This is a genomic window from Neopusillimonas aromaticivorans (genome assembly GCF_030344915.1).
GTDB lineage: Bacteria > Pseudomonadota > Gammaproteobacteria > Burkholderiales > Burkholderiaceae_B > Neopusillimonas > Neopusillimonas aromaticivorans.
Genome location: NZ_CP128233.1, coordinates 2394462 through 2414662, shown reverse-complemented (window position 1 = coordinate 2414662; position 20201 = coordinate 2394462). Strand labels below are relative to the sequence as shown.

At 56.2% G+C, this 20201-nt stretch carries 15 protein-coding genes, 1 tRNA gene and 6 pseudogenes; all 22 read right to left on the bottom strand.

Annotated elements, in window-relative coordinates; genetic code table 11:
- Nucleotide 1: 1 nt before the first annotated feature.
- A pseudogene (gene nuoL, locus N7E01_RS13305) lies at nucleotides 2–1997 on the bottom strand (NADH-quinone oxidoreductase subunit L).
- A gap of 10 nt (nucleotides 1998–2007) precedes the next feature.
- Nucleotides 2008–2316 (bottom strand): NADH-quinone oxidoreductase subunit NuoK, encoded by a 309-nt coding sequence (gene nuoK / locus N7E01_RS13300; protein WP_289173211.1) that lies wholly within the window; start codon nucleotides 2314–2316, stop codon nucleotides 2008–2010.
- Nucleotides 2313–2930, bottom strand: a complete 618-nt coding sequence (locus N7E01_RS13295) for an NADH-quinone oxidoreductase subunit J (RefSeq protein ID WP_289173210.1) — start codon at nucleotides 2928–2930, stop codon at nucleotides 2313–2315. Before N7E01_RS13295 ends, nuoK begins: the two co-directional genes overlap by 4 nt.
- 18 nt (nucleotides 2931–2948) lie before the next feature.
- Entirely contained in the window at nucleotides 2949–3437 is a 489-nt protein-coding gene (gene nuoI / locus N7E01_RS13290; RefSeq protein WP_289173209.1) for an NADH-quinone oxidoreductase subunit NuoI, read from the bottom strand.
- Nucleotides 3438–3456: 19 nt separating this feature from the next.
- Nucleotides 3457–4530 (bottom strand): NADH-quinone oxidoreductase subunit NuoH, encoded by a 1074-nt coding sequence (nuoH, locus tag N7E01_RS13285; RefSeq protein WP_289173207.1) that lies wholly within the window; start codon nucleotides 4528–4530, stop codon nucleotides 3457–3459.
- Nucleotides 4531–6857: pseudogene (gene nuoG, locus N7E01_RS13280) on the bottom strand (NADH-quinone oxidoreductase subunit NuoG). It abuts the gene before it with no gap.
- 15 nt (nucleotides 6858–6872) lie between these two features.
- Nucleotides 6873–8238: pseudogene (nuoF, locus tag N7E01_RS13275) on the bottom strand (NADH-quinone oxidoreductase subunit NuoF).
- Complete coding sequence (nuoE, locus tag N7E01_RS13270) at nucleotides 8204–8728, bottom strand: NADH-quinone oxidoreductase subunit NuoE (protein WP_289173206.1); 525 nt, start codon at nucleotides 8726–8728, stop codon at nucleotides 8204–8206. The pseudogene nuoF and the gene nuoE overlap by 35 nt, the downstream one beginning before the upstream one ends.
- 37 nt (nucleotides 8729–8765) lie before the next feature.
- Nucleotides 8766–10022, bottom strand: coding sequence for an NADH-quinone oxidoreductase subunit D (locus N7E01_RS13265; protein WP_289173205.1), 1257 nt, complete (start codon nucleotides 10020–10022; stop codon nucleotides 8766–8768).
- Nucleotide 10023: 1 nt separating this feature from the next.
- Nucleotides 10024–10635, bottom strand: a complete 612-nt coding sequence (locus tag N7E01_RS13260) for an NADH-quinone oxidoreductase subunit C (protein ID WP_289173204.1) — start codon at nucleotides 10633–10635, stop codon at nucleotides 10024–10026.
- A 38-nt stretch (nucleotides 10636–10673) separates the two neighbouring features.
- Nucleotides 10674–11150 (bottom strand): NuoB/complex I 20 kDa subunit family protein, encoded by a 477-nt coding sequence (locus N7E01_RS13255; RefSeq protein WP_017524972.1) that lies wholly within the window; start codon nucleotides 11148–11150, stop codon nucleotides 10674–10676.
- Nucleotides 11151–11250: 100 nt separating this feature from the next.
- Nucleotides 11251–11610 (bottom strand): NADH-quinone oxidoreductase subunit A, encoded by a 360-nt coding sequence (locus N7E01_RS13250; RefSeq protein WP_289173202.1) that lies wholly within the window; start codon nucleotides 11608–11610, stop codon nucleotides 11251–11253.
- A gap of 160 nt (nucleotides 11611–11770) precedes the next feature.
- Nucleotides 11771–12907: a porin gene (locus tag N7E01_RS13245; RefSeq protein WP_289173201.1), complete on the bottom strand. Its 1137-nt coding sequence runs from the start codon at nucleotides 12905–12907 to the stop codon at nucleotides 11771–11773.
- A gap of 445 nt (nucleotides 12908–13352) precedes the next feature.
- Nucleotides 13353–13790 (bottom strand): DUF1513 domain-containing protein, encoded by a 438-nt coding sequence (locus tag N7E01_RS13240; protein WP_289173200.1) that lies wholly within the window; start codon nucleotides 13788–13790, stop codon nucleotides 13353–13355.
- Between the two features lie 83 nt (nucleotides 13791–13873).
- A pseudogene (locus N7E01_RS13235) lies at nucleotides 13874–14482 on the bottom strand (DUF1513 domain-containing protein); the annotation flags it as partial.
- Nucleotides 14483–14544: 62 nt separating this feature from the next.
- The gene (locus N7E01_RS13230) at nucleotides 14545–15135 is read right to left on the bottom strand and encodes a hypothetical protein (RefSeq protein ID WP_289173199.1); all 591 of its coding nucleotides are present in this window, start codon (nucleotides 15133–15135) and stop codon (nucleotides 14545–14547) included.
- Complete coding sequence (locus tag N7E01_RS13225) at nucleotides 15111–15737, bottom strand: imelysin family protein (RefSeq protein ID WP_289173198.1); 627 nt, start codon at nucleotides 15735–15737, stop codon at nucleotides 15111–15113. The genes N7E01_RS13230 and N7E01_RS13225 overlap by 25 nt, the downstream gene beginning before the upstream one ends.
- A pseudogene (locus N7E01_RS13220) lies at nucleotides 15737–17226 on the bottom strand (di-heme oxidoreductase family protein). The gene N7E01_RS13225 and the pseudogene N7E01_RS13220 overlap by 1 nt, the downstream one beginning before the upstream one ends.
- Before the next feature lie 76 nt (nucleotides 17227–17302).
- Nucleotides 17303–18600: pseudogene (locus tag N7E01_RS13215) on the bottom strand (imelysin family protein).
- A 138-nt stretch (nucleotides 18601–18738) separates the two neighbouring features.
- A tRNA-Leu gene (locus tag N7E01_RS13210) sits at nucleotides 18739–18823 on the bottom strand.
- A gap of 143 nt (nucleotides 18824–18966) precedes the next feature.
- The gene (gene secG, locus N7E01_RS13205) at nucleotides 18967–19407 is read right to left on the bottom strand and encodes a preprotein translocase subunit SecG (protein WP_289173197.1); all 441 of its coding nucleotides are present in this window, start codon (nucleotides 19405–19407) and stop codon (nucleotides 18967–18969) included.
- Nucleotides 19408–19423: 16 nt separating this feature from the next.
- Entirely contained in the window at nucleotides 19424–20173 is a 750-nt protein-coding gene (gene tpiA, locus N7E01_RS13200; protein WP_289173196.1) for a triose-phosphate isomerase, read from the bottom strand.
- Nucleotides 20174–20201 lie beyond the last annotated feature (28 nt).

Sequence of the window (20201 nt, the reverse complement as noted above, 5' to 3'; positions counted from 1 at the left end):
GTCAGTACAAAAAGGTTAAGAACGCCAGGATGCCGATGATCATGGCAAAGGCATAGTGATAAATGTAGCCAGACTGGAGGTGACGGCTGATGGCCGCAACCATGCCCACCACACGCGCACTGCCGTTCACCAGCAGCCCGTCAATCAGGCCACGGTCACCGGCCTGCCACAGGCCACGACCCAGGCAACGCGCACCACGTGCCAGAACCTGTTCGTTGAACCAGTCGGCGTAGTACTTGTTCTCGAGGATGGTATTGATACCCGACAGGCTGCGCTTGATGGCGGCGGGCACCTTGGGGTTGACCATATAGCAGTACCAGGCCACCACCAGACCAGCGACCATCAGCCAGAACGGAACCGTGACAAAGCCATGCAAGGCGTAAGCGACCCAACCATGCCAGTGCGAGGCCAGCTCGGCCATGGCCGGATGCTCGGGCAGCACAGTGATGACACCCTGGAAGAAACTGCCGAACAGCAATGGGTCAATGACGAGGATACCGGCGATGACGGACGGAATAGCCAGCAGCACCAGAGGCAACGTCACCACCCACGGCGATTCGTGCGGCGTACCAAGGTGATGGCCGTGATCATCGTGGCCGTGCGCGGCATGACCATGCCCTTCAGTATCGAAACGGGGCTTGCCATGGAACACGAGGAAATACACGCGGAACGAGTACAGCGAAGTAACGAATACGCCAATCAGGGTGGAGTAGTAGGCAAACGTTGCCCCCAGACATTGGCAGCACCGGCCGCTTCAATGATATGTTCTTTCGAATAGAACCCCGAGAAGAATGGCGTACCGACCAAGGCCAGGGTACCGATCAGAAACGTGATCCAGGTGACGGGCATGTACTTGCGCAAGCCCCCATATTGCGGATGTCCTGGTCATGATGCATACCGATAATGACGGAACCTGCGCCCAGGAACAGCAAGGCCTTGAAGAACGCGTGCGTCATGAGGTGGAAAATTGCCACCGAGTACGCCGATGCCCCCAGGGCAACTGTCATGTAGCCCAGCTGTGACAGCGTGGAGTACGCCACCACACGCTTGATGTCAGTCTGGATGATGCCCAGAATACCCAGGAACAAGGCGCCGATCGAACCAATAACGATGATGAACGACAGCGCGGTCGACGACAGTTCGAACACCGGTGAAAAACGCGCAACCATAAAGATACCGGCAGTCACCATGGTGGCGGCGTGAATCAGTGCGGAAATCGGGGTGGGGCCTTCCATCGAGTCGGGCAGCCAGGCATGCAGGGGCACCTGCGCCGATTTACCCATGGCACCAATGAACAGACAGATACATGCGACTGTCAGCAACTGCCAGTCGGTACCCGGGAATACCGTGGTCGACAACTCACCGGTTTTGGCGAACACCTCGCCATAGTGCATGCTGCCGGTATAGGCGAACAGCAGCCCAATGCCCAGAATGAAACCGAAGTCACCCACACGGTTGACGAGAAAGGCCTTCATGTTCGCGAAAATGGCTGTGGGCTTGGTGTACCAGAAGCCAATCAGCAGGTACGACACCAGGCCTACCGCTTCCCAACCGAAGAACAGCTGAAGCATGTTGTTGGACATGACCAGCATCAACATCGAGAACGTGAACAGCGAAATATAGGAAAAGAAACGCTGATAGCCGGGGTCATCGGCCATGTAGCCAATGGTGTAGATGTGGACCATCAGGGAAACCGAGGTCACCACCACCATCATGAGTGCCGACAGGCTGTCGATAAGGAAACCGATTTCAATATCGACGCTACCAATGGCGTTCCAGGTATACACCGTACCATCGAACGTCTGGCCATCAAGTACCTGAAACAAAACAATGACCGAGCCAATAAAGGACACCAGCACACCCAGGATGGTAATGAAGTGCGCACCGCTGCGACCGACCTGACGGCCCAGAAACCCGGTACCGAACAAGCCCGAGATCAATGCACCGGCCAACGGCGCCAGAGCAATGAGAAGATATAAATTGGTTGAACTCATAATTGGCTATCCATCAACCGTTAAGGTGATCCAGTTCTTCGACATTGATGGTATTGAGGTTACGGAACAGCAACACCAGAATGGCCAGACCAATCGCCGCTTCAGCTGCGGCAACGGTCAGGATGAAGAACACGAAAACCTGCCCGGAAGCTTCACCGAACCAGGTAGAAAACGCCACAAAATTGATATTGGCCGACAACAGGATCAGCTCGATGGACATGAGCAGGATCAGCAGATTGCGACGGTTCACGAAGAAGCCGAAAACACCAATACAAAAAAGGATGGCAGCCAGAATAAGATAATGCGCAAGCGTAATCGTCATTGGGTAGACTCCTTGGACGGTGCTTCAGTTTGCGAAGGCACACTGACCAGACGCACGCGATCTTTGGCGCGCACTTTGACCTGTTCGGACGGGTTGTTGTATTTGACATCGCGACGCTTGCGCAGTGTCAGGGCGATGGCAGCCACCATGCCCACCAGCAGAATGACGGCCCCGATCTCTACGGCAAAAACGTAATCGGTGTACATCAGTTCGCCAAGTGCGCGGGTGTTGTTGTAGTCGGGGCCCTGCTCGGCAGGCGCACCGGCATCAAACCATGTACGCCCGAGTACGAAGGCCATTTCCAGCACCATGATCAGCCCCACCAGCAACCCGGCAGGCAAATAGGCCTTGAACCCCTTGCGCAAACTTTCCGAGCGAACATCAAGCATCATGACGACGAACAGGAACAGCACCATCACGGCGCCGACATACACAAGAACCAGCAGCAACCCCAGGAATTCCGCACCGATGAGAATCCAGAGCATGGCCGCCGTGAAAAACGCCAGAATAAGATTAAGAACAGCCGTAATGGGGTTGGGCGCCGTAATGACACGGAACGCTGCAACCACCAGCACTATGGCCAGCAGATAAAACAGGACAGTAGAAAATGTCATGGTCTTGAGGCCCTGGTGTTAACGGTAAGGCGCATCGGCGGCGCGACGGGCAGCAATTTCGGGCTCATAGCGGTCACCCACGGCAAGCAGCATGTCTTTGGTGAAGTACAGATCGCCGCGCTTTTCACCGTGATACTCGTGAATATGCGTTTCGACAATCGAATCGACCGGACAGCTTTCTTCACAGAACCCGCAAAAAATGCATTTGGTCAGGTCGATGTCATAACGTGTTGTGCGACGGGAACCATCGGCACGCTGCTCTGATTCGATGGTGATGGCCATGGCCGGACAAACGGCTTCGCACAACTTGCAGGCAATGCAACGCTCTTCGCCATTGGGGTAGCGTCGCAAGGCATGCAGGCCACGGAACCGTGGCGAGGCCGGCGTCTTTTCTTCCGGGTAGCGCAAGGTCACCTTGCGCTTGAAGAAATACTTGCCCGTCAGGCGCATGCCCTTGAGCATCTCCGAGAGCAGCAAACTGCCGAAAAAATCTTTAATCGCTTCCATAATTAACCCCTGCCATCCCTTATTGCCAGATATTCCATGGCGTTTGCATCCAGATCGCAACGATCAGCAACCAGATACCGGTAAGTGGAATGAAAATTTTCCAGCCCAGACGCATGATCTGGTCGTAGCGATAACGCGGGAAAGTGGCGCGGAACCAGATAAACAACGACACCACGCAGAACGTCTTGATGCCCAGCCACAGCCAACCCGGAACCCAGGTGAACGGGGCAATGTCGACAGGAGGCAACCAGCCGCCGAGGAACATGATGGAGGCCATCGCCGACAGCAGAATCATGTTGGCGTATTCGCCCAGAAAGAACAGGGCAAAAGCAGTACTGGAGTATTCGACCATGTGACCGGCCACAATTTCCGACTCGCCTTCCACCACGTCAAACGGATGGCGATTGGTTTCCGCCACGCAAGACACGACATAAATGACGAATAACGGCAACAAAGGCAGCCAGTTCCAGGACAGGAAATTCAGACCGGTATCGGCGAACATGCCACGGTCTTGCCCCCAGACAATTTCGCTGACATTCAGCGAGCCCGATACCAACAGCACGGTGATCATGACGAAACCGATCGCCAGTTCGTACGACACCATTTGAGCGGCCGCGCGCATCGCGCCCAGAAAGGCATACTTCGAGTTCGAGGCCCAACCGGCCACGATCACGCCATATACCCCGACCGAGGTAATTGCCATCAGGTAGAGCAGACCGGCATTGACGTTCGACAGCACCAGGTCGGGGCCAAACGGAACAATGGCCCAAGCCGCCAACGCCGGCATCAGCGTCACCACAGGCGCCAGGATGAACAACACCTTGTTGGCCTGACCGGGCACCACCAGCTCTTTGGTCAGCAATTTGAAAACATCGGCAAAGGGTTGCAGCAGCCCCCGGTAACCGACCTTGGTGGGCCCCAGGCGCACGTGCATCGCGCCGATCATCTTGCGCTCCCAGTACGTCAGGTAAGCCACGCACAAAATAACAGGTACGGCAATAATGATGATTTTTACCAGCGTCCAGACCACATACCAGGCCGTCGGGCCGATAAGGCCGGTGCCGAACGCTTCAAGCATAGAGAGCCATTCCATTTAGACACGCTCCACAGTGACTTGGCCAAAGGCACTACCGAGGGCCAGGGTTTGCGGGAAACCGGCAGCAACACGTACGGCACCCTGAGCAACACCGTCATCGACCTGGACAGACAGGACAACTTCCCCGGCCGCTGACTTGACTCGGGCGGACTCACCCGCGGCCAGCCCCAACGCGGCCAGCGTGGACGAATGGGCACGTAAAACAGGCGCTTGCGACGCGGGAGCGGCCTGCAACGGTTCGGCACGACGAACAATGGCGTCAGAGCGATAAATGGGCATATCGGCCACACGCTCGAGCCCCTGAACCTGACTGGACAATGCCGGTGCGAGGACCACCGTATTGGACAGGCGATCAGCCACGTTACCCGCCAGAACGGTGTCGCGTACGGACTCGGATGTTTCATCGTCAAAGCCCGGCAGATCGAACAGGTTGCCCATGACGCGCAACACCTTCCAGGCCGGACGCGACTCGCCCAGCGGACTGACCGTACCACGGAAACTCTGCGCACGCCCCTCGGCATTGACAAAAGTACCGGAGGTTTCCGTATAGGGCGCAACGGGCAGCATGACGTTGGCCCAGTCTTGTGCCGCTGACGCGTACGGTGTCAAGGCAACCACAAACTCGGCCGCTTGCAGGGTCTGCACGGCTTTCGCACCATTATCGGCATCAAACAAGGGCTCGGCGTGCAAGACGATGTAGGCCTTGAGCGGATTTTCAAGCATTTGTGCGGCGGTCAGGCCGTTGGCCTTGGGCACTGCACCGGCCAGATACCCCCTACGGTGTTACCGCCAGCGGTAAGAAAGCCGAATTTTGCAGAAGCCAACCGGGCCGCTTCTTGTGCATTGGCCGCCACCAGCGAAGCGACGGGCGATTCAGCGGCCATGTTACCGATAAGAATCGCAACGTTATCGCCTGAGGCGAGGCTATCGGCAATATGGCGGGCCTCGTCAGAAACCTGGACTTGAGCCAGCGCGGCCGGAACGGGCTGGCCTTTGGCCTGCGCCAATGCGACAACCACCTGGGCAACTGCATTGGGCATGAGCGATGGCGTGGTTGCCAGCTTGCCGGCCACCGGGAACAATGGGTCATCATGAGCGGCGCTGATGAATGACACTTGTGTCCCACGCTTCACCGCCTGACGCAAACGCTGGGTAAACAACGGATGATCTTTGCGCAAGAACGAACCGACCACCAGCACGCGATCGACATTGTCGAGTTCGGCAATAGGCATGCCCAGCCAGGGCGTACCCGCAACGGCTGCACCAAACCCTGCATCGGTGGTGCGCAAACGGAAATCCACATTTTCCGAACCCAGTGCACGGGTCAGCTGTGCCAGCAATGCCAATTCTTCGGTCGTTGCCAGGGCACTGCCCAGCGCGCCGATCTGCGCAGCACCGCTTTCATCACGCACCTTGCGCAGCCCTTTGACAACAGCCTGCAGCGCGTCACCCCAGGTGACTTCGTTCCATTGACCGCTGGCGTCTTTCACCATAGGGTGTGCCAAACGATCTTCGGTGTTCAGACCCGTATAGGCAAAACGATCGCGGTCAGAAATCCAGCACTCGTTGACGTCTTCATTTTCAAAGGGCACGACACGCATGACGTGATCGCCCTTGACCTGGACCACGATATTCGCGCCGACACTGTCGTGCGGGCTGACGGAACGGCGACGCGCCAGTTCCCATGTACGGGCAGTGTAACGGAACGGTTTGGACGTCAGCGCACCGACCGGGCAGATATCGATCATGTTGCCCGAGAGTTCGGACTCAACGGCACGCCCGACAAACGTTGTGATTTCGGAATGTTCGCCACGATTGAGCATGCCCAATTCCATGACACCGGCGACTTCCTGACCGAAACGCACACAGCGCGTACAGTGAATACAACGGGGCATTTCTTCGGCAGAAATGAGTGGACCCATTTCTTTGTGGAAGACAACCCGCTTTTCTTCCTGGTAGCGCGAACCGGTACCACCGTACCCCACCGCAAGGTCTTGCAACTGGCACTCGCCGCCCTGATCGCAGATGGGGCAGTCGAGCGGGTGATTGATGAGCAGGAACTCCATGACGCTTTTCTGTGCCGACACTGCTTTTTCAGAACAGGTGTGCACTACCATGCCATTGGTCACAGGCGTGGCACAGGCAGGCATGGGCTTGGGCGCCTTTTCGACTTCAACCAGGCACATGCGACAGTTCGCCGCGATGGAGAGTTTCTTGTGATAGCAAAAATGCGGCACATACAGCCCCAACTTGTTGGCCGCATGCATGACCATGCTGCCTTCGGGGACTTCGACTTGTTTGCCGTCGATGGTGAGTTCAACCATTAGCGTATCCTGACCCTACAAATATTTGGGCACCACGCAGCTTTTATGCTGGATGTGGTGTGCGAACTCGTCGCGGAAGTGCTTTATAAAACTGCGAACCGGCATGGCAGCAGCATCGCCCAAAGCGCAAATGGTGCGCCCCATGATATTGGCGGCCACCGAATCAAGCACATCGAGATCATCGGGCCGACCCTGACCGTTTTCAATGCGTTCGATGATGCGATACAACCAGCCAGTACCTTCGCGGCACGGCGTGCATTGGCCACAGCTTTCTTCGTAGTAGAAGTACGAGAGTCGCAGCAATGATTTGACCATGCAGCGGGTCTCGTCCATGACAATGACCGCCCCGGAGCCCAGCATCGACCCGGCCTTGGCAATACTGTCGTAGTCCATGGTGGCCTGCATCATGATGTCGCCAGGTACGACCGGCGCACTGGACCCCCGGGAATAACGGCCTTCAGCTTGCGCCCACCCTTGACACCGCCTGCCAGTTCGAGCAGTTTTGAAAACGGTGTACCCATGGGAATTTCGTAGTTGCCAGGCAACTCGACGTCGCCCGACACCGAAAACAGCTTGGTACCGCCGTTATTGGGAATGCCGGTTTCAAGATAGGCCTGGCCGCTATTGCGGATGATCCAGGGTACGGCAGCAAAGGTTTCGGTATTGTTGATGGTGGTCGGCTTGCCGTACAAACCATAACTGGCCGGAAACGGCGGCTTGAAGCGTGGCTGGCCTTTTTCCCTTCCAGCGATTCGAGCAAGGCGGTTTCTTCACCGCAAATATAGGCACCGAAACCATGAAAGGCATGCAGCTGGAACCTGAAGCCGGAGCCCAGAATGTTGTCACCAAGGAAACCGGCTTGACGCGCCTCTTCAAGGGCTTCTTCGAAGCGCTCGTAGATTTCAAAAATTTCGCCGTGGATATAGTTGTAACCCACACTGATACCCATGGCATAGGCAGCAATGGCCATGCCTTCGATAACGATATGCGGGTTGAAACGCAGAATGTCACGGTCTTTGAAGGTGCCTGGCTCGCCTTCGTCTGAGTTGCACACGAGGTACTTCTGGCCCGGCAGGTTGCGGGGCATGAAGCTCCATTTGAGGCCCGTCGGGAAGCCTGCACCGCCACGACCGCGCAAACCCGATGACTTGACTTCGGCAATGACATCTTCGGGCTTCATGCCCGAGGTCAGCACCTTGCGCAAAGCCTCGTAACCACCACGCTTGACGTAATCGTCCAGGCGCCAGTTCGTGCCATCAAGATCGGCCACGATCTGTGGACTAATGTGACGCCCATGGAAAATCATGCTGCGCGACAAATCATTGTTGGGCGCAATGGCAAGACCTTCAGAGAATTGCTTGAGAATATCGGCGGTGCTCATGCTGCACCCCGTGCTTCTTGAGTTCATTGATCATGGCATCGATTTTTTCTGGCGCCATTCGTACACACATGTGCTTGTCGTTCACCAGCATGACGGGAGAATCACCACACGCCCCCATGCACTCGCCTTCGAGCAAGGTAAACAGACCATCGGGAGTGGTTTCGTGAAAGCCGATACCCAACGTCTTTTTGATATGCTCGGCAGCCCCTACCCCGTCGCGCAGCGCACAGGGCAGATTGGTACAGACACTGAGCTTGTAACGACCGACAGGTTTGGTACTGTACATGTTGTAGAAGGTCGCCACCTCTTGAACGGCGATCGGCGCAACACCGATATGCCTGGCGACGTCTTCAATGACCTGCGGCGAAACCCATCCGGCTTCGTCTTGCGCAATGGTCAGGGCGGCCATGATGGCCGATTGTCGTTGGTCGGCGGGGAACTTGGCGAGTTCCCGGTCAATCTTCTGATAGGCTTTTTCGGAAAGCAGCATAATTTGAACCCGGTATTTACCTTGATTGGGCGCCGGCTTAGCGGTCGATTTCACCGAACACGATATCCAGTGTCCCGATAATGGTTACCGCGTCGGCAATCATGTGCCCACGCGACATTTCGTCGAGCGCCTGCAAATGCACGAACCCGGGCGCACGGATTTTCAGCCGATACGGTTTATTGGCGCCATCGGCCACCATATAAATGCCAAACTCGCCCTTGGGATGCTCAACGCCGGCATACACTTCACCACGCGGCACGTGCATGCCTTCGGTAAACAGCTTGAAGTGGTGAATCAGGTCTTCCATGTCGGTTTTCATGCCTTCACGCGAAGGCGGCGAGACTTTGGTGTTATCGGAAATGACCGGCCCCGGATTATTGCGCAACCATTCAACGCACTGGCGAATGATGCGGTTACTTTCGCGCATTTCGGCCACACGCACCAGATAACGGTCGTAGCTGTCACCGTTGGTGCCGACCGGAATGTCAAATTCAAGGCGGTCGTACACTTCGTAAGGCTGCATACGGCGTAAATCCCAGGCGATGCCGGAACCCCGCAACATGGGGCCTGTAAAGCCCAGCGCCTTTGCGCGTTCGGGGTCAACGACACCCACACCCACCAGGCGCTGCTTCCAGATACGGTTATCGGTCAGCAGTGTTTCGTATTCGTCGATACAGGTCGGGAAGCGATTGGTGAAGTCTTCGATAAAGTCGAGCATGGAGCCAGAACGGGCGTCGTTCATGGCTTTAAGCTCTTTGGCACTGCGGTATTTGCTGGTTTCACCATACTGAGGCATGGTGTCAGGCAAGTCGCGATAAACACCACCCGGCCGGTAATACGCCGCGTGCATACGCGCCCCCGAGACCGCCTCATAGCAGTCCATCAGGTCTTCACGCTCACGGAAGGCATACAGGAAAACAGCCATGGCACCAACGTCAAGACCGTGCGAACCAATCGACATCAGGTGATTGAGAATACGGGTAATTTCGTCGAACATGACCCGGATGTACTGAGCGCGCAGCGGCACTTCAATACCCGCAAGCTTTTCTATGGCCATGACATAGGCATGCTCGTTGCACATCATGGACACGTAATCGAGACGATCCATGTAAGGCAGCGCCTGGATGAACGTTTTATGCTCGGCCAGCTTTTCGGTTGCGCGATGCAGCAAACCAATATGCGGATCTGCCCGCTGGATGACTTCACCATCAAGCTCGAGCACCAGACGCAGCACCCCGTGCGCTGCCGGGTGCTGGGGGCCAAAGTTCAGGGTGTAATTTTTGATTTCGGCCATATTAACGCTCTACTCCGTAGCCTTCTTCACGAATGATGCGCGGGGTGATTTCACGAGGCTCGATGGAAACCGGCTGGTACACCACACGTTTTTGTTCGGTGTCGTAGCGCATTTCGACGTTACCCGACAACGGGAAATCTTTGCGGAAAGGGTGACCGATAAAGCCATAGTCGGTGAGAATACGGCGCAAGTCGGGGTGCCCTTCAAACACAATACCAAACAGATCAAAGGCCTCGCGTTCGAACCAGTTGACGCTGGGCCACACATTGACCAGCGAGGCGACAACCGGGAACTCGTCGTTAGGCACCCAGGTGCGCACACGCAAACGCCAGTTTTTGGTAACGGACATCAGGTGCAGCACTACCGCAAAACGGTGCGGAAACTTTGGTGCCGGCACCATAAAGGCCGGTTCGCCATAGGTGGAGTAATCAACACCACAGAGATCGATACAGGATTCGAACAACAAACCCGACTGGTCGCGCAACGTTTTGCAAGCGTCAACCCATTGATCGGCAGGCACTTCAAGCGTCAGTTCGCCAAAGGCCTCGGTAAGCATGCAACTGGCACCAAACTGTGCCTGCAGATTGTTTTTCAGCGTTTCAAGCCGGGTCATGATGAGATCTTTATACGGTGATGAAAGCAGCAGGCCGTTTAGCGGGCGATGGTGTTGGTCAGACGGATCTTGTTTTGCATTTGCAGCAAACCGTAAACCAGTGCCTCAGCCGTGGGAGGACAACCCGGCACGTAGACATCGACAGGAACAATACGATCACAACCGCGCACAACGGAATACGAATAGTGGTAATAGCCGCCACCATTGGCACAGGACCCCATGGAAACCACCCAGCGCGGCTCAGGCATTTGATCGTAAACCTTGCGTAGCGCCGGCGCCATTTTATTGCACAGCGTACCCGCAACGATCATGAGATCGGACTGACGGGGGCTGGGACGAAAAATGATGCCAAACTGGTCAAGGTCGTAACGGGCCGCACCGGCATGCATCATTTCGACTGCACAACAGGCCAGACCGAAGGTCATGGGCCACAGCGACCCGGTTTTGGCCCAGTTCAGAAACTTGTCTGCACTGGTCGTGATAAAGCCTTCTTTGAGAATGCCGTCAATTGCCATGATTTTGCCTAATTACCAATAGAGAGAACACTGCAGACCACGCGACGGCCTGCCACGACGCAACGGACCGACAGGATGCCGGCACCGGAAACCCGACCGATCATTCCCAGTCGAGAGCGCCTTTTTTCCACTCATAGAGAAAGCCGACGGTAAGCACGGCAAGAAACACCATGACCGTCCAGAAGCCCACCAGACCCACCGTGCCATTCGCTATGGCCCACGGGAACAGAAAGGCGATTTCAAGGTCGAACAAGATGAACAGAATGGCGACCAGGTAGTAGCGCACATCGAACTTCATGCGCGAATCGTCAAATGCCTCAAAGCCGCATTCGTAGGCCGACAGTTTCTCGGCGTATGGGCGATGCGGACCCAACACCCGACCAACCATCAGCAATGCACACCCGATGGCCGTTGCCACAATGATGAAGAGCAGAACGGGGAAATATTCTTGCAGGTTCATGCCATGCGCCTAGTCGTTAAGTAAACTTTTGGATTGTATCATTTTGAGCCTGCTTTTTTCGGGTTTACCCGCGCCTGATACAAATCTTCCCGCAACGCAGCATAAACACAAAAGCCACCCGAAGGTGGCTTTTGCTGACTTTAAATCTTGCTAGACAAGATTAGAAGCGGTGACGAACACCAGCAACAACTTGAGTTGCTTTCAGATCGTCCTGGAAGTTTACGCCGTTGGCGTAAGAAGCCAGAGCATACAGGTTGGTGCGCTTCGACAGGTTGTATGTGTAGCCAAGGCTGTAAACGTTTTGCTTGTCGTCGCCCCAGTTGTTTACGCCACTGCTCGAAGGATCAGCCATCATCCAGCTAGCCATGATCTTGCTGTTTGCGCCGATAGGTGCGCTCAGACCCAGCGTGTACGAATTGACTTTCAGGTCGTCGTTGAAGCTGTTCGAGCTCAGACGAGGACCAACGCCATTGATGGCATCAGCACCGTTGAGCGACGAGTTAGCTGCAAACCAGCCGTTACGGGTTTGACCGCCGGCAGCGTGAACTTTAACAACTTCGAAGTCGTACGACAGAGCCAGGGCCCATGCGCTTGCACGAACAGGGCTGCGCGCTGTGTCAGGCTGCTTGATGCTGTCGTATGTCAGAGCAGCTTCGAGGGGGCCGTTACCGTAACGCAGACCGGTTGTCCATGCACGTGTATTGGGGTTGTCGCCATTGGCAAGATCAGCCGATTGAGCGCCGTTCGCGTTGAACGAGTAACCCAGACCGAACTGGAAACCCGCGAATTTCGGGGTTTGATACATCAACATGTTGTCGTAGCGCTGGCTGCCTGCAGCACTGAATGCGGAGCCGATGTTGGCTTGACCGAAATCTGTACCGAAGGGGCTGGCAACGCCGGCGAAGTATTTGGAAGCAATGTTGGTTTGACGACCGATTTCGACCAGACCCCATGCGTCGGATTGCAGACCAACAGTAGCCTGGCGACCGAACAGGCGGTTACCTTGCTCGGATTGACCTGTACCGATGTTGAAACCGCTTTCCAGTGTGAAAACAGCTTTCAGGCCGTTACCCAGATCTTCAGAGCCTTTCAGACCCCAACGGTTACCCGAGTTCACACCGCTGGCAGCACCGACGTAATCACGGCTTGCGGAATTGCCGGCAGCATCGGTGCCTTTGAATTTTTGGTACTGAACGCCACCGTCAAGAACGCCGTACAGCGTTACCGATGTTTCAGCCTGAGCGCCTGTAGCAGCAAAGCCAGCGACCAGCGCGGCTGTGAGCAGACTCTTTTTCATTTGTGAATTCTCCGTAGATTTGAGTAAGTGGGGCCAAATCCTGTTTGGTTCAGCCGCCTTGTTTAACCCCGTGATCGGAAGTTGGGTCTATTGCATCAAAAATCTGCCGACCTTGCCATCTTGATCGACAAAAACATGTTTTATTTCGGGTCAGGCGTTGCCATCAAACAACAAAAACACCTTTCGAAACCCCAAAACCTAGGGTAAACCCTTGGTTCTGGCAACGCAACAACTTCAGCGCAACCACCTCCACGACAAACAAGAAAAATATCTTTAAATTACTTTCATAAATTTAATTAACCACATGTTTATACTCATTTTTTTATTATTCTATTTATGAACCAAACCGTTTGGTTATGAACTGTAATCATATTGTCACAATGCAGAAAAAGTACCGGAAAGACAACAACCTACGGGTTATTGCCTATACCTGCTACCCTATGTTTTAGCGTTCCAGCCGGCGGATATGGTTATCCCAGGCCACCGGGCTCCTGGCCAACCGCACAAGGTGGTCTGTCGCATGCCATAAATCACCCTGACCACTGCCCAGCAGAAACCCACTCGCAGTTGCCGGCGCCACGCCGCAACCATCGGGCACCATCACTGTTTGAGCCCATTTCCCGCTATCGGCATGCCAGATCATGACGACGCCGCCAAGAGGACTGGTCGTGGCAATATAATTGCCCTGCGCATCGGCGGCGACAGAGCCCACATAATTGCGCATACCCTGCCAACACGATTCGTCGGGCACCACAGCGAATTCCAGGGGCTCGCCGCGACGATGAAAACCCACCAGCGGCAGCCTGTGTGTTGAGGGCCCCTCGTATTGGCCACCAAACCAGACCTTGCCCTGTACGTCCAGCGCAAGGTGACGAAGGGACAACTGCCGAAACGATTCAGGTAAAAAACCTGTTCAAGCAAACGGCCCGAGGCCAAATCAATATAGGCCAGAGAGGGCCTCATGGTAGCCCGGTTAAGCACCAGTTTGCCGTAATCAGGATGAGTCAACAAACCGCCATTGGCGACGCAGACGGTTTGGCCATCGGGTAGAAGAATCATCTCGTGCGGCCCGACGCCGAAGCAATCCAACTCGGCGACACGACGCCAGCCGTTGCCGCCGTTGCCCGCCTGATAAATGCCAATGACACCACGGCCATTCTCATAGTCATTCTCGGTCGCTGCCATGACCCTGCCCTGATCTGCGAATACCCCATGACCAAAGAAGTGACAACCCGGTGCGGCCTCGATCAATTCGGGCATTACTGTTACCCCGGACTCACTCTCGCCCTTACCCTCGGCAATATCGGATTCACCCGCACCCTCAATAATGTTGAACACCGCCGCATAAAAACCGGGCTGACGTCCAAATGCCACGACCCGAGAACCCGCCGGATCAAGGGCGAAACTATGACCGCGATCTGGCAAGGGCACGATCTGAACGACCTGACCATGGCTGTTGAACACCGCCACCTCGTAACGACCACCGGATTTACGGGCAGCCACATAAAGAGACCGGGCCGACAGACCCCCTGCAGTTGTATAAGCAGGCTGCGCTGATGCAAAGCCGGCCGCCATCAGGCGGTTTACACCCAGCCCCCGCCACGGCCAACAGCCCGGCGGTCAAGAAACGGCGCCGGTCAATCACCATCAAGCGCATTGAAACCCAGACCGACCCCCAGTGCGGGCGCGATATCTTCATCAAGAACACGCCTGGCATTGGTCAGCACCAGACGTGCCGCCTGCCACCCCTGCCGCCCAGTGCCATCGGATTCGATGAGGTTGACCGCCTGCTTCAATTCGGCTTGCCACTGAGCACCAGCCCAGCCCGACGCGCCCAGGGCGAGGTGCCCTGCGACGTAATAAGCACCCATGCCCTGCAATGTCGCCACCAGCGCATCTGCGTGCAACCCGCTACGCCACCAGGGTAACCGTTGTACACTGAGGGTCGAACGCCCTGCATCTGCAGACAGAGCCTCACCAGCTAACACATTCGATGCAGACAACCCTGTCGAACCCGGCCTGCCCACCGCCGCCCCCATCTTCACCTCGGCAGCAAACTGCAAGCCGCCCGACAAGGCCTTTACACTTTCGGAAAGCACTTCCTGGTGACTGCGATAGGTGTCACGCCCCGTTGCCGGATTGGCAAAACCACCGCCCCAGACTCCGTCAGCCGCCCAAGCGGCCGACAACGCACCCGCCAGACCTACCAGATTACGGGCAATGTCCACTGAATAATCACAGCGCCCCTGACCACATCGGGCACGGTCTGATTACCAGGAACAACCACCACATCCGGCTGCACACCCCCACCCGACCGGACATCATCAACCCGTACGTTGCCAGGCGCCGGATTCAGCAAACCATTGTTCCCGTAAAGCAGATACTCAAGCGCCGGCAAGCCCTGAACCGCCACACTTTGCGCAGACAAATCAACCGGCTCGCCCCGCGAATAGCGTGCCAGGACACCGGGAATCTGTCGCAGCATCACATTACGCGGATCTGGCCAGAAGCTGATGCGTTCATATCGGTTTTCCTCGACCAACGGACCGAAACGCAAAAACTCGATTCGAGACCAGGCCAGTACCAGCGCCTTGAAATCAAGCTTGGCTTGTTGCGCTGCCTCAGCCGCTTTCGTGCTGTCCGCACCCTGTCGGAGTATCGCCTCCTGCGTGCACAGGGCGACCAAAGAAGTTTCGGTCTTTTTCGCGGCCGACTCGAACGTCTGCATCGCGGGCTGGATATACCCGGATAACCACCCCTGCCCCGCTTCCTGCCCGGACACCGACAGCGGCAAGGCCAACATCACACTGACACACAGCACACCACGCATTACAACGACTCCAGAAACAGAATCAGGTTTTTACGGTCTTGCGGCGTCATACCGACCACACGATCACGTGCGGCCTGCGCCTCGCCCCCATGCCACAATACCGCCTCAAGCAACGTCCTCGCCCGGCCATCGTGCAACCAGGTCGCGCTGGGGTTCACCACCTTGGTCAAGCCGATCCCCCACAATGGCGGTGTTCGCCATTCACGCTGCTCGCGGGTTTCACCCTTGCCATCAGCGAGACCTGCCCCCATATCGTGCAACAACATATCGGTATAGGGCCAGATCAGCTGAAAACGGTGCTCGGGCCGCGCCGCGTCTCGACGGGTGACATATTTGGGCGTATGACACGCGATGCAGTTGGACGCATAAAACAAACGCTTGCCCGCCAGGACTTCAGGAGCATCGACATTCCGACGCCGGGGTAACGCAAGATTCGACGAATACATCGTCACAAAATCAATCAGATTGCCGGGCACCTCATGTTCGCCCAGGACGGATTGCACACCCGTCGGCATCGCACGACAAGCGCCCTGCGCATCAGTGCAGTCTCCAAAAGGATCAGGCTTGAACGGGGTCGAAAGCCCCATATCCATGGAAAACGCCTCGGCAGACTGATGCCTGACATCGACTTGCTCGGCCTTCCAGCCAAAACGGCCGGGCACCTGCCGACCGGAAACCGGATCGACCAACCAGTTCACCCGACCCGTTATACCGTCACGATGTGCGTCCGGTGTTTCAATATTGCGCACGATATCATCGACGTGAATCGCCTCAAGCAGGCCCAGCCCCAGCATAGGCGGCGCGAGCCTCGCCGAGAGTTGAGTATCTGGATGCAGCGCGCCATACCCCATATCCATCAGGCGTACAGCTGGCCTCTTGAGCGTTACCGTTTCACCCCCTGCCAGCGTTACCGGAACATCGATGTAATCAATCTGCAACCGCCCCTCACCCGCCAGACCAGGCACCGCAAATGGCTGAAATTGACGCCCATAAACCGGGTCTGCCGAACCACCGGGCAGCCCAAACCGGATCAACAACGCCATGGCCTCGCTTTTATCTGCGGGATCAAGCCCTGGCACCGTACCCCGGCCATCTTTTACATGACAGGCCTGGCACGAACGGGCATTGAACAAAGGCCCCAATCCGTCAGACGCAAGCGTTGATGACGGCGACGAAACCCAGTCTTTACGAAACAAGCCATTGCCGACCATAAAGGCTTGCCGCCCTTCAAAATCAAGATTGGCAGCCGGTTGGGAAAAATATCCGCATTGACCAGTTTCGATACCGTACCGGCACCACCCTGCATCAGCTCGAACGGCTCGGCCACGGAAAAATCAGTCGTCGGCGCGGTCACCTTCAGAACACGAATCCGGTCTTCTTGAGTTAAATCTGCGCGTCCGCCAAGCCCTTGCACCTGGGCCAAGACCGGCACCGCAATGCCTGATATAACAGCCGTCACTCCGAGCGCCAATATCCATTGCTTTTTCACCATAAGCCAGTTCCATTGCCCCACAACCCAATGCCCATGCACATCGACCTGTCGTTACTTACCCTGTCTGAACTCGTTACTGAAACACGGACGCCGGGCTATCGAGGCTGTCAGAACCCTCAATCTGCACCCCCGCCAGGCCCAACGCTGCAATCACGCGCTCGATGGTGCGCGTCTGCGCTACCAGTTGATCCACAATCGTCTGGATCACCGCATTACCTTCGGCGTTACCTTGTGCAATCATCTGATCATAGGTTTCCACGTTCTTTGCACGCTCACGCATGACCTCCATGGCGGCCAACGTCGAATCCAGGCGCGCCTTCATTTCATCGTCAAGCGCTGGATCAATTGCACGCACCAGATCGCTGACCGAGGCTCCTCGATACGCTGCCCGTCTGCGCCGGCGTATCGACCCAGATAGACATTGACAATACCCTGCTGGTTGTAGAAGTGGGCGTTATGCGTATTGTCGGAAAAGCAATCATGCTCTTCTTCGGGGTCGTGCAAAATCAGGCCCAGCTTGATCCGCTCGCCGGCCAGTTCACCGTACGACAAGCTGCCCATGCCGGTCAGCATGGCAACCAAACCGGCCTTGCCATCCGCCTCGATGGCCGCACGCGCCTTCCCGCCCTGCTGCCACCAGGTCACCATTTCCTCAAGATCATCGACCAGCAGATCGGTTGCCACCTTGAGATATTGCGCACGACGCTCGCAATTGCCGCCCGAACAATTCGCCGTGTCATAGTCGGTATATGGCCGATTACCCGCATGACGCTCTTGCGGCGTTCCCGATCGCCCCTGGGGCGCGGCGCCTGTGCCATTCAGATCCTGTCCCCATAACAAGAACTCGATCGCATGGTAGCCGGTTGCGACATTGGCCTCGTTGCCATCCGCCTCATGCAAAACCTCGCGCAACAATTCAGGCGTAATGTTCGAGGCATCCACATTTTTGCCACCAATCTTGAGCTGAGGGTTGGCAATCACATTCACCACGTAATAGGCATTCAATTCGGAATCCGTACCATAAGCGGCGTCGACATAGTCAATCATGCCCTCATCCAGCGGCCAGGCATTGACACGCCCTTCCCACGCATCAACGACGGGGTTACCAAAGCGGAAGGCCTCAGTTTGCTGATACGGCACGCGTGCATCGATCCAGGCCCGACGCGCAGCCGCCAATGTCTCTGCAGACGGAGCCTCCAGCAAACGACTAACGGCAGCCTGCAACCGCCTGGCACCACCCAGCGCATCTTCATAATTGGCCTGGGCAACATCCGCATACGTTTTAACCACGGCCTGGGGCGTTGCAGCCAACAACGCAGAAGAGCAGGCCAACAAGCACGCCCCCGCCAATCGCTGAAGCATTTTTTTCATTACAAAACCTCGCAAAACCGGCTGATAAACGAACAGCCAAAAACACTATTAATAATGAAATTGTAAACGATTTGCATTTCTATATTAACGAAAGACGCAAAAAACCCGCATTGCACTAGCAATGCGGGTTTTAAATTTTGGTGCCGACGGCGAGACTCGAACTCGCACAGCTTTCGCCACTACCCCCTCAAGATAGCGTGTCTACCAATTCCACCACGTCGGCTTGATTACTTACTGAATACCACCAGCAGTAAAGCACGCTATTTTAGCATGCTTTTTCAGAAAAATAAACTACAACGATCTTTTTGCACCCAAGCGCTTTAGTAGCGCAAGCCCCAAAAAGGGGCCACACCACAATCAGCAACATCAGTTAGACGCAGGCGCCTGAGGCACGGCAGCACCCGAATCGGCAGGCGCAGCGGGAACAACTACCGTACCGGGTGCCTGAGGCACAGCCGACGAAGACTCTGGCGCACTGCCCGGCACCTGCGGTACAGCGGGACCTGCGGCAGGTGCCTGCTCAGATTGATAGCCCTGCATAATGCCCGAATCAATGATGGAGTCACCCGTACGATGCGACACAAACGCCAGACCAATGGTCGAGGCAAAAAACACCACGGCAGCCCACTTGGTGGTACGCGACAAGAAGTTGGCCGCACCGGTTGCCCCGAAAAGACTACCCGCAGACCCGCCACCAAACGATGAGCCCATGTCTGCACCCTTGCCCTGCTGCAGCAGCACCAGCACAATAATGCTTAGCGATGAGATCACCTGAATCGCCAGAAGAAGGGATGACAACCATTGCATTTGATTACTCCGGGCCTTACGCGGCCACAATACCTAAAAATTCATCGGCTACCAGTGCCGCACCACCCACCAGGGCACCATCAATGTCGGGCATGGCAAACAAGCTGGCCGCATTGGAGGCCTTGACACTACCCCCATACAGCACCTGAACCTGCCCAACACCCAAAGCCTCAAGCGCCTGCCGAACAAGCGCATGCACTGCCTGAGCCTGCTCGGGTGTCGCGGTACGACCTGTACCAATCGCCCACACGGGTTCGTAAGCAATGACCATACGGGAAACGGACTGAGCGCCCAAGGCCAGCACGGGCCCCAACTGACGGCTGATGACCTGCGCTGTTTCACCGGCCTCTTGTTGCTGCAAGGTTTCGCCGATGCAAACCACAGGCGTCAAGCCAGCCTGCAAAGCCACGGCTGCCTTTAGAGCGACCTGCTCATCGGTTTCGGCATGATAGCTGCGCCGTTCAGAGTGACCCACCAAAACCCAGCGACACGCAAAATCATTCAACATGCCGGCACTGACCTCACCGGTGTAGGCACCCGAGGCGTGAACGCTGACGTCTTGTGCGCCCCAGGATACCGTACCGCCCGACAGTTGGGCCTGAGCCTGCGCCAGATACGGAAACGGAACGCACACTGCCACCTGACAACCGGCTTGCGCTTCAGAACCGGCGCGCACGGCCTGCAACAGCGCTGCGTTAGCCGCCAGGCTGCCATTCATTTTCCAATTACCGATAACCAGACGTTGACGAGCGTGTGTTGTATTCATTGGCCTGCAGGCTTGTGATAAAGAAAAC

Coding starts and splice junctions, on each gene's coding strand:
- nuoI (WP_289173209.1), bottom strand. CDS start 3,437: ATGGAAGCGATTAAAGATTTTTTCGGCAGTTTGCTGCTCTCGGAGATG.
- nuoH (WP_289173207.1), bottom strand. CDS start 4,530: ATGGAATGGCTCTCTATGCTTGAAGCGTTCGGCACCGGCCTTATCGGC.
- N7E01_RS13255 (WP_017524972.1), bottom strand. CDS start 11,150: ATGGCAATTGACGGCATTCTCAAAGAAGGCTTTATCACGACCAGTGCA.
- N7E01_RS13260 (WP_289173204.1), bottom strand. CDS start 10,635: ATGACCCGGCTTGAAACGCTGAAAAACAATCTGCAGGCACAGTTTGGT.
- N7E01_RS13295 (WP_289173210.1), bottom strand. CDS start 2,930: ATGACATTTTCTACTGTCCTGTTTTATCTGCTGGCCATAGTGCTGGTG.
- N7E01_RS13245 (WP_289173201.1), bottom strand. CDS start 12,907: ATGAAAAAGAGTCTGCTCACAGCCGCGCTGGTCGCTGGCTTTGCTGCT.
- secG (WP_289173197.1), bottom strand. CDS start 19,407: ATGCAATGGTTGTCATCCCTTCTTCTGGCGATTCAGGTGATCTCATCG.
- nuoK (WP_289173211.1), bottom strand. CDS start 2,316: ATGACGATTACGCTTGCGCATTATCTTATTCTGGCTGCCATCCTTTTT.
- nuoE (WP_289173206.1), bottom strand. CDS start 8,728: ATGCTGCTTTCCGAAAAAGCCTATCAGAAGATTGACCGGGAACTCGCC.
- N7E01_RS13250 (WP_289173202.1), bottom strand. CDS start 11,610: ATGAACCTGCAAGAATATTTCCCCGTTCTGCTCTTCATCATTGTGGCA.
- N7E01_RS13265 (WP_289173205.1), bottom strand. CDS start 10,022: ATGGCCGAAATCAAAAATTACACCCTGAACTTTGGCCCCCAGCACCCG.
- tpiA (WP_289173196.1), bottom strand. CDS start 20,173: ATGAATACAACACACGCTCGTCAACGTCTGGTTATCGGTAATTGGAAA.
- N7E01_RS13225 (WP_289173198.1), bottom strand. CDS start 15,737: ATGCGTGGTGTGCTGTGTGTCAGTGTGATGTTGGCCTTGCCGCTGTCG.